This is a genomic window from Sporomusa sp., from assembly GCF_057736855.1.
Genome location: NZ_JBYKYF010000127.1, coordinates 1 through 8,265 on the forward strand (window position 1 = coordinate 1; position 8,265 = coordinate 8,265).

An 8,265-nucleotide genomic window follows, 5' to 3' on the forward strand; every position below is an offset into this window, starting at 1 on the left:
GGTAGCGTCCGCTCCTGACCAACAATATGGCCAATGATGTCCTGCTGGGCACCTACTGCATTATCCAGATCAAATTCATCATCCAAGTAAACCCCAATAGCAAAAATATCCTCGCTCGGTTGCAAGAGTGCTGATAGCATGGCCATGTATTTGGGTTTATCTCGATGCTGGCTACTAATAAGATTCAGATATCGGTCTTTAAGTGCCATGACTACACCTCCGTGACAGTAATACTACCTACTTCGCCGACTTCTTTAAATGCAATCGCAATATCCTCATTGACCAACGTATCACCTTGGCGACCAATTTTCAGCGAAACAACAGAAAACGGAGGTTTGGACAAGTTATCAATGACCGATAGGGCTGCGGCAAGAATCCCAGTTATCGTAACATCAGTACCGATGTCCAGATTTTCAATATAGGTTTCGATTGCTTTCCCGATGCGTGTTTTAATCTCGGAGGTATAACCGGTATTCTTTTTAATTGTCAATTCAACGGCTGCTGGCACATACACTGGACGGAAGAAGCGAATGACAGTTGTCAGTCCGTCTGAATTGACGTATTCGGCGCTTACATCTCCATAAGTGCCACCGCCAGGTCCTTTACGCAAATAAATTTGCTCGGCAATTTCGGCGTCAAGACCACCTTCCACTACTGCAGCAATACTGTGTCCGGGAATTCCGTTTGAGTCAGTAACATTGCTGTCATTGTCATATACTTTATACCGTTTAACTCCAGCAACTGAGGCAATACCTGCAATGGTTCCCTCTAACATATTCTGACTGGGAATAGCAACACTAAGAGACTGTCGCAATCGCAGTTCCTCGTCAGTCTCTACCGGAGCGCCTGGAACTGCTGGCACAGTATTTGTAACACTTATCCAACCTTTTGTCGGCGTTACGATTTTTGTAATTGTACCCGGAGCAGCTTCAATTGCACCAATTTCAGCGCATACTGCACTAACCTGGTGAGTATCGCTTCCCAGTGTGACCATTATCGGCAGGTTCCATTTAATACCGGCATCATCCTCAACTACACCGTTAGTAATAACAGTCCCCGGCGTGCCTGTTAAGGTAAGGACACAGGTGCTATAACTTGCTGCTTTGCGTTTGATACCATTCAGTTTTACAATACCGTCCAGGGCGCTACCTACTGCGGTTTTCGGGCTGCGATTGTTGTAAACAATTTGCAACAACTGCATGGTGTCGTATGTTTTTAATGCAAACACCGATATCATTTGATAGTCCTGGCTATCATTGTCTAGGTAGATATCTTGGCCGTATATCTGTTTAAACTTGGCAATTAGGTCGTCGCGGATGTCAATATAGGACGGAATATGCAAACCTGAGTCATCAATATAAGGTGCAAAATAGGCCATCAAATCACCTCGTTTATTTCGATTTGGCCGAATTCGGTATCAACGGACGCCTGGATCGTGAACGTCCGTTTTTTGTTATCCCAAATAACCTCAAACGCCAAAAGGCTTTTGACATACTTGGTTTTCAGGATTCGTTCTCGGATAATCCGTTCAGCTTCCTGCTTATCGCGGTTGCCCAGGATTTTTTGCCAGACCGGTATCCCATCCTCCAAGTCTTCCCACCACTCGTAAATGAGCTGTCTGAGTCGGGTTACTACAGCCTGGTTAACGGCAGCAGCGCCACTAATATAGTTGTTTTGGTTGCGGCCAAAAGTATAATCGTCATCTTCGTCAAGCTTGCGATAAATCATGTAATCACCCCGCAAATACGTTGTCGCTGCCTTCAGCCATCGTGTCACCACAAGAGATAGCATCCCCGATACGGCAAACAGGTCGGCCATTTACAAATACAGTGCTACTCCCACTGCTGGCCATGCCGCCATGAGGTGAGTGGTCTGGGCAAGCGCCATGGGTAGCCCAGGCATCACCAAGCCGATGGACTGCGCGACCATTGCAGAATACATTCGGGCTAGCCTCAATATTTTGTCTTGCAGGGTAACAATGCGGATGTCCTGCGGATAAATCGCCAAGTCGTACAATGCCGGGCATACTAATCCCTCCTTAGTTCCAGTCAATTCTCGCCCCATTAATTTTTACATTTCCGCTTGCGATGATATTGATATTGTCACCTGCGATCTCAATGTAGGCAGTTCCAGCCGCGTTTCGGAGTTGCAGTGTATTGGGTGAGTAGTTTTTCACTACGTTTGGTTGACTGCGAAAACCAACAATAGCAAAACCATCAGACAGGTCATGTCGTCGGCGCTCAATTTGGTTTTGCACACCACCCGACTGCCACCAAGCATCCATACAGTTGTCGCCGAAGACTACCAGGCATTCATCCCCAGGCTGTACAGGTAATGTAAGGCAATACCCTCCACCGGAATATATAAAAAATGGCACATCCAGGAGCGGTGGTATCTCCACCCATTCCAGATTGCCATTAAAATTTAATCGTTCCCGGATAGCCAACTGCACTGTACAAGTTTGTTTTTCGTAGTCTACAGACTGGAGAATTCCCGGTGCCGCCACTCGCAAGCCTGCTTGAATCGCATCCCGGAAGCGCTGATAGAGTTCTACAGTGTCCTGAGTTCGTTCGTTTGACTTTGGCATTTCATCACCACCTTGTATAATCATTGGCCGTTTCCTGAGAGATCAGTAATTTACCATTCCGGCCAATACCTGTGACTTCTGTTATCCATGTATCGCCGAAGGTGTCTCCCTGATGAATAAGTTTTGACACTAAATATTCGCCATCTTCGTCAAACTGGTTTTTCTGGGCTAGTTTGTTATTATTTCCACCGACATTTAGACTGAGTAAAGATTTACGGATCCACTCATTGTCAATTTTAATCAGCGACATGAGTTTTACCCGGCAATCAAGCAGCATTTTGATGTGTATGCCGTCATCACTGTACTGAGGTGTGCCGACTAGCCCTGTAGCGGCTACATTGGCATTTGGATTACCGGGCGTCAAGACTAACACTTGGTCAGTAGGGATTTCATCCTGCGTCTTTTTGACGATTAGTTTCCCATCATTCCCAGACCAATAGTAGGCGTCGTTGCCCAAGGCTATATCCCGCAAATACTGACTAGGTGTACCAAATAAAACTTTACCTCTTGGTAATGCCTGGTCAGAGAGATTAGGACTGATTTCGCCAATAGCAATGGGCTGTCGTGCATTCCGAGTCAGAGCATCAATAATATCTCGCGGTTTACTGCCTGCTGCAATACTGCATTTTGCATGGTTTAGATCAAACGAGGAACTACCTCTAAGCGCCAAAATTTCCAGCTTATAATCAACACCGTTTTCTCGGTTGCGAATCACCTGTACAATATCACCAGTAAAGATTTCGCCGTACTGGCCTTCCTCGTAACCACCCTCTATGGATATTTGGAATCCTTCCCGAATAATATCGCCTTCGGCAGTAGGGTTCATATTGTAGACTTCTAAAGTACAAACAGCGACATGTGTTTCATAGGTTTCCTCTACCCTAAAAACACAACGTAGAAGAGATACATCTACGGCAATATCATGCTCTGGATCTCGCGCAGTAATGGATGTTGTACCGTCAGCGCTTTTTGTAGTCTTGTAAGCGGGCTTAAATATTGTTACCTTCCATTTTCGGCCATATAATCTGCCAACGCGCTCATCAGCCACTTAAATCCCCTCCATCGGTATCGCCCCATACCAGATACCAAGTGCTGCCTAATGTTTCCAACGACGGCCATTGTTCTTTTACTGTCTGCGCCGGTACGATGTAGGCGCTGCCGATACCTAAATATTCATATTGCTCCAAGATGTTCTGCGCTGGTATTACTGGCAGACAACTGATGAGGTCATTCCCATTTTCGTCCCGAATCGTTACTAACCAGTACTCGGCCAGTTCGTTGTATTGCAATTCAAATTGCAAGGTGCGGTTCTTGCCGTCGATTGGAATTTTGCTGCTAAATATACGGTTGGGAATAGGCTGAATCGGAATTATCGACAACATTACCTGAACACCTTCCCTAACGCATCAATACCCGCTTTGATGCTAGTTTTATTTACTGGGTCGGTCTGTGCTGGCACCTGGCCGCCGTTGGTTTGTTTATACGCTGCCACCCTGGCACTAGTTTGAGTTTCTGCTACGTTAGCCACAATGATTTCCCGCAGGCGAACAGTGGCTTTTAGGGCATTCAACGTTTTCACATCGTCCGGCGCTGACAATTCTTCAATCAGCATATTGTTATATGTTTGCAGCCGTGTTTCTACTACCATAGGGTGCCTTGATAGCTGCATGGCCTTTAGTATCATCCATGTTTTAGCGGATCGGCCCTCACCAGCAGGGATACTCTTGTCTACTGGTATCCAGTTTGAAAAGGCCTTTAACTTTTTTAGTTGCTCAAACGCTAAATCTAGAAATTGATTGCCAAACGAGAAAGACTTCGTGTGACAATCTGTCATCATGATTTCAATGGTTAGCTCAGCAGGCTCAATGATAGCATGGTCAGTCATGATTACACCAGTTTGAACAGGGTACTGAGTAGGTCTTATCCGACTAACATGCTCTGTGCGCATAATCCCGTCAAAATACACACCGCCTATAGGCCATTTAGGAGTGCGGAAAAGAAATTTTTCTAGACCAGCAATCCCGGTTGTCAGGTTAAGCAGTTCATATTTACCTGTGAGTTTAGCAATTTGCTTAGAAAAGTCCATCCATTTTGGCTTTTTTTCGCCAGATAGGACGTCTGAAAAATAGTTGTAGCCGTCAACGGACAGGCCTTTTTTTACGCCCAAGGTATCACATCCTTTACAGGATATTATAGGAATTTATTGGTTATTGTCGAAATGTAGATATGCCCGGATGCTATTGGAGGAAAAATGGATATTAAATGCCCTGAATGCAATGCCGACATTTCAATATCAAAATCTCACCTTGAACAGAGTTCATTTTGTATGACATGCGACAACTGCGGTACCCAAATTACATTTAAAAATGATTTACCTGATGCCTTAAAGAAAATTGAAAATGACATTGGCGCTATGCTGGATAACGCCTTCAAAGGGAATAAACATATAAAACTAAAACTCTGATATAAAAAATTTAAGCATCCGGGCCAATCTCTACAAGCCCAGCATTATCACAATAAGCCTCCTTGAAAAACTTTTGATGTGCTGTTTCTATTGCTTCGCGGACAAGCTCGTTTAATCTTTCGTTTCCTTTTTCTGTTATCGAGATACGAAAATTATGTCCCGTTTTTCTTTCTTCTCTTATCTTTTGTTTAGCTTCTACTATCTTATTAGGATCCACGTAAAAAATTACGTTATCATCCATTTTCCTTGCCTCCATCTTATATTTTTGTAAAATTTTGTTATAATAGTAATAAAAAAAAAGGGTGATGTTATGAAAAAACTATGGGTCGCGTTGCTGGCGATGCTGTTTGTTGTTATGTGTGTGGGGACAAGCTTGGCAAACGCTCGCGATTGGCAATACACTCAACATCTTTCAATTGAAATAGGAGTACGTGATAAATTTGGTGATATAAACAAAAATAGCAATGTTAATTATACTGCTAATTTCACAGTAACTACTCCTGATGGTAAAGTTTATTTTTATAATTCCAAGGGAACTAGTGATAACTGGGTTATCTCAGTCGTGCCTTATGATTATAAAGGTTTAATTCTTTCTCCCGGCGACTATTCATGGAAATGTCATGTAGATGGAGAATTAGCGGGGTCTGGTCAATTTCGCGTTCAACGAGATGGACACAATTTAACAATCAGTACATTCTAAGCAAATAATAAGAACAGGGAAAGTCTAACCCTGTTCTTACACTTGTATTCTATTCAACACCCTGTTCATTTTGAAGTATTCAGCTCTACCGTGTATACTTGATGCTGTTTTATTACCAACCTCCCTACCGATGTCTTCGGCGGAAGCGTTGGTATTTTTTACTTGTACTCCACCAACATCTACCTGATAAGTTACATGAATAATATTTCCTCCATATCCCTGAGCGTAAGCAGGTGCCTTACCGTGTATTAAAGCACTTACAATGTTTTGGTCGGCATTTGCAAAAGCACCCGCAAAATAAGATGACGGACGGACAAGAGAAGTTGCGGATGAATCATCAGTATTAGGACTAAAAAAATTCCGCCACAATTTTTGAAGTTTATCACGCCAAGTAGGTTCCCGCATACCATCGGGCGGATTTTTAATAGATTCTTCTGCTGGCACATCTGCTGACGGTGAATTATATACGATCCTATTTCGATACTCTTCTGCAAACCTCAATACCTTCGAAACATAGTTTTCCGTCTCTTTATAAGGAGGAATTGTGTATCCATAATCCTTTACAGCCTGAGGCCCGGCATTATAAGCGGCCAATGCTAATTCAACATTGTTATTAAAAGTGTCTAGCTGTTCCCTTAGATATTTAGCTCCACCCCGAATGTTATCACGAGGATCATCTATATCCACCTTTAACCCTTTTGCAGTTTCAGGCATTAACTGAGCATAGCCACGAGCCCCCACGGGCGAAACGGCATTAGGATTAAAGTTGGATTCCGCTTTAACTAAAGCTCTTAGCAAGTTTGGATCAACATTAAATTCTTTTGCGGCATCCTGGATATACGGCTCTGCTTCCTGCTCCTCAGCACTAAGCCCTTCTATTTTACCGTTCTGATAACTGCTAGCCTCCGCCTTGCTCCCATCATCAAAATAAGAGCCAAAAATACTGCCTACGTCCCCAAGAATTGAGCGGCTAATAGCACCAGCCTTTTTAAACTCGCCACTCATTAAGGCGGCATTCAGCTGCACCAACTTTGCTAGGATAGAACCAAAATCAGCAAGCCGTTTCAACTGCCGGCTGAGTTCATCCCCAAACCAGGACCAGAAGCCTTTGTATCTGGAATCACTGGACAGTAATCCTAACTGTTTCATGACGGCGGTCAAGTTATTCAACACGTCATCAATGGCCTTGCCTATTTCGTAAAACATGTTCTTAAACGAATCAAGCACGCCATTTCTAACAATAGCCTTGCCTATTTCACCGAAGGCCGTACCCAGCAGATCTACCAGCGTCTCCAGGGTCTGTTTCATAAACTCAAAAAGGTCGTTTAGGATCTTCAGGAATAGTGCGTAGCCTTTCGACTTTTTCAGTTCGTCCCAAAACCGTTTTTGCTCTTTCCATGTCTTTGACAGAGCTACTCCCAGTTGCTTAGCATACTTCCTTGCTTCTTTAAGGCCGCTATTCAGTTTATCCCAGGTGGCGCCCATGGCAGCCTGCTTGCCTTCCATGTAGCCAAAATAGTCATCCACTAACAAGAGCAGAGAACTAAACAAGGCTACCATTCTACCAAGCGGTGACGCCCGTAAGAGCATAAAAAATCCGGCTAGTGCAGCCGTAGCAATTTTAATCCCCCGGGGAAATGAGTCCCATACCTCGTATACAGTTTTGCCGATAGCCTTAAGCAAATCCAAGAAGTGCTTACCAATATTGATTACATAGACCAATGCCCGTGCGACTTTCTCTGTCCACACGGGCATGTTTTTTATTATGCCGTCATTAAAGGATTTGAATGATTTCTTGGCATCAGCCAGCGGTTTCGCCAGGTGCTTCATGAGATAATACCCAACCCATTGCAGGGCGTAGCTGGCTTCTTGCTTTAATCGGGTAAACTCAAATATAAGGTCGCGGAAATTCCGCATTGTGCCCTCATAATCGCCGCCGACTTTCATGCTGCGCCCATCGGCCACCAGCGCCCTGTATCGGTCCATCAGTTCCGGAGTAAGCTGAATATCCTGGATGGATTCGCCCAGGGCGTCAATAGCCATTTTCATTTCCATCGCTGCGCTTTTTGATACCAACATACTACTGGCATACTTCTCCATAGCCAGATCATGCTTAGCCACCGCCGTCATGACACCAGCAATAGACGCTGACACACTGGCCAGCGCTGTACTAATGATAGCCCCTGCTTTAACAAAATCTTTTGCCCATCCGGATGTAGCAGAGGTTACTACCCCACTGGTTTGGTTCAATGTGGTTTGCATCTGGTTAAAACCAGGTTTGTCAACTTTAACGCCTAGACTGACCAGATATTCTTTTATGATCTCGCCTATCACTGGTTCAGCCCCCTCATATACTCAGCATACTCTTCTGCCCGACGACGATTTTCTTCTTTGACAGCCAGAATCTCATGGGCATCCATCAAATCATCCAACGTGTACGTACCATCCCATACCTCATGTTGTTTCCACATCCCGGCAGCTACGGGTGCGTAGGCATACCCGACGATGTTGGCG

The 8,265-nt window shown here is 44.4% G+C and carries 13 protein-coding genes; 2 read left to right on the forward strand and 11 right to left on the reverse strand.

Going from position 1 to position 8,265, the window contains the following annotated elements:
- The 8 genes from AC29Z1_RS09690 to AC29Z1_RS09725 form a co-directional block, all read right to left on the reverse strand.
- The coding region (locus AC29Z1_RS09690) for a baseplate wedge 1 family protein (protein WP_488271259.1) at positions 1-209 on the reverse strand (209 nt) is incomplete at its 3' end.
- Between the two features lie 2 nt (positions 210-211).
- Positions 212-1,378, reverse strand: a complete 1,167-nt coding sequence (locus tag AC29Z1_RS09695; RefSeq protein ID WP_488271260.1) for a baseplate J/gp47 family protein — start codon at positions 1,376-1,378, stop codon at positions 212-214.
- Positions 1,378-1,728 carry a contractile injection system sheath initiator gene (locus AC29Z1_RS09700; RefSeq protein WP_488271261.1) on the reverse strand — a complete coding sequence of 117 codons (351 nt, stop codon included), beginning with the start codon at positions 1,726-1,728 and terminating at the stop codon, positions 1,378-1,380. The genes AC29Z1_RS09695 and AC29Z1_RS09700 overlap by 1 nt, the downstream gene beginning before the upstream one ends.
- 4 nt (positions 1,729-1,732) lie before the next feature.
- Complete coding sequence (locus AC29Z1_RS09705; protein WP_488271262.1) at positions 1,733-2,026, reverse strand: PAAR domain-containing protein; 294 nt, start codon at positions 2,024-2,026, stop codon at positions 1,733-1,735.
- Positions 2,027-2,038: 12 nt separating this feature from the next.
- Positions 2,039-2,587: a Gp138 family membrane-puncturing spike protein gene (locus tag AC29Z1_RS09710; protein ID WP_488271263.1), complete on the reverse strand. Its 549-nt coding sequence runs from the start codon at positions 2,585-2,587 to the stop codon at positions 2,039-2,041.
- 4 nt (positions 2,588-2,591) lie between these two features.
- Complete coding sequence (locus AC29Z1_RS09715) at positions 2,592-3,635, reverse strand: hypothetical protein (protein WP_488271264.1); 1,044 nt, start codon at positions 3,633-3,635, stop codon at positions 2,592-2,594.
- Positions 3,628-3,969 carry a phage baseplate plug family protein gene (locus tag AC29Z1_RS09720; protein ID WP_488271265.1) on the reverse strand — a complete coding sequence of 114 codons (342 nt, stop codon included), beginning with the start codon at positions 3,967-3,969 and terminating at the stop codon, positions 3,628-3,630. Before AC29Z1_RS09720 ends, AC29Z1_RS09715 begins: the two co-directional genes overlap by 8 nt.
- Complete coding sequence (locus AC29Z1_RS09725; protein WP_488271266.1) at positions 3,969-4,754, reverse strand: phage baseplate protein; 786 nt, start codon at positions 4,752-4,754, stop codon at positions 3,969-3,971. Before AC29Z1_RS09725 ends, AC29Z1_RS09720 begins: the two co-directional genes overlap by 1 nt.
- An 84-nt stretch (positions 4,755-4,838) precedes the next feature.
- On the opposite strand from AC29Z1_RS09725, the gene AC29Z1_RS09730 reads away from it, so the two are divergent.
- A complete protein-coding gene (locus tag AC29Z1_RS09730) occupies positions 4,839-5,051 on the forward strand; it encodes a zinc ribbon domain-containing protein (RefSeq protein ID WP_488271267.1) in 213 nt (70 codons plus the stop codon).
- Between the two features lie 10 nt (positions 5,052-5,061).
- Here AC29Z1_RS09730 and AC29Z1_RS09735 read toward each other — a convergent pair whose 3' ends face one another.
- Positions 5,062-5,292, reverse strand: coding sequence for a hypothetical protein (locus tag AC29Z1_RS09735; RefSeq protein ID WP_488271268.1), 231 nt, complete (start codon positions 5,290-5,292; stop codon positions 5,062-5,064).
- A 69-nt stretch (positions 5,293-5,361) separates the two neighbouring features.
- Between AC29Z1_RS09735 and AC29Z1_RS09740 the strand changes: the two genes are divergently transcribed.
- Positions 5,362-5,751 carry a hypothetical protein gene (locus tag AC29Z1_RS09740; RefSeq protein ID WP_488271269.1) on the forward strand — a complete coding sequence of 130 codons (390 nt, stop codon included), beginning with the start codon at positions 5,362-5,364 and terminating at the stop codon, positions 5,749-5,751.
- 36 nt (positions 5,752-5,787) lie between these two features.
- Here AC29Z1_RS09740 and AC29Z1_RS09745 read toward each other — a convergent pair whose 3' ends face one another.
- Positions 5,788-8,085, reverse strand: coding sequence for a lytic transglycosylase domain-containing protein (locus AC29Z1_RS09745; RefSeq protein WP_488271270.1), 2,298 nt, complete (start codon positions 8,083-8,085; stop codon positions 5,788-5,790).
- Positions 8,082-8,265: DUF6889 family protein (locus AC29Z1_RS09750; RefSeq protein ID WP_488271271.1), on the reverse strand; the 184-nt coding region annotated here is incomplete at its 5' end. The genes AC29Z1_RS09745 and AC29Z1_RS09750, both read right to left, overlap by 4 nt.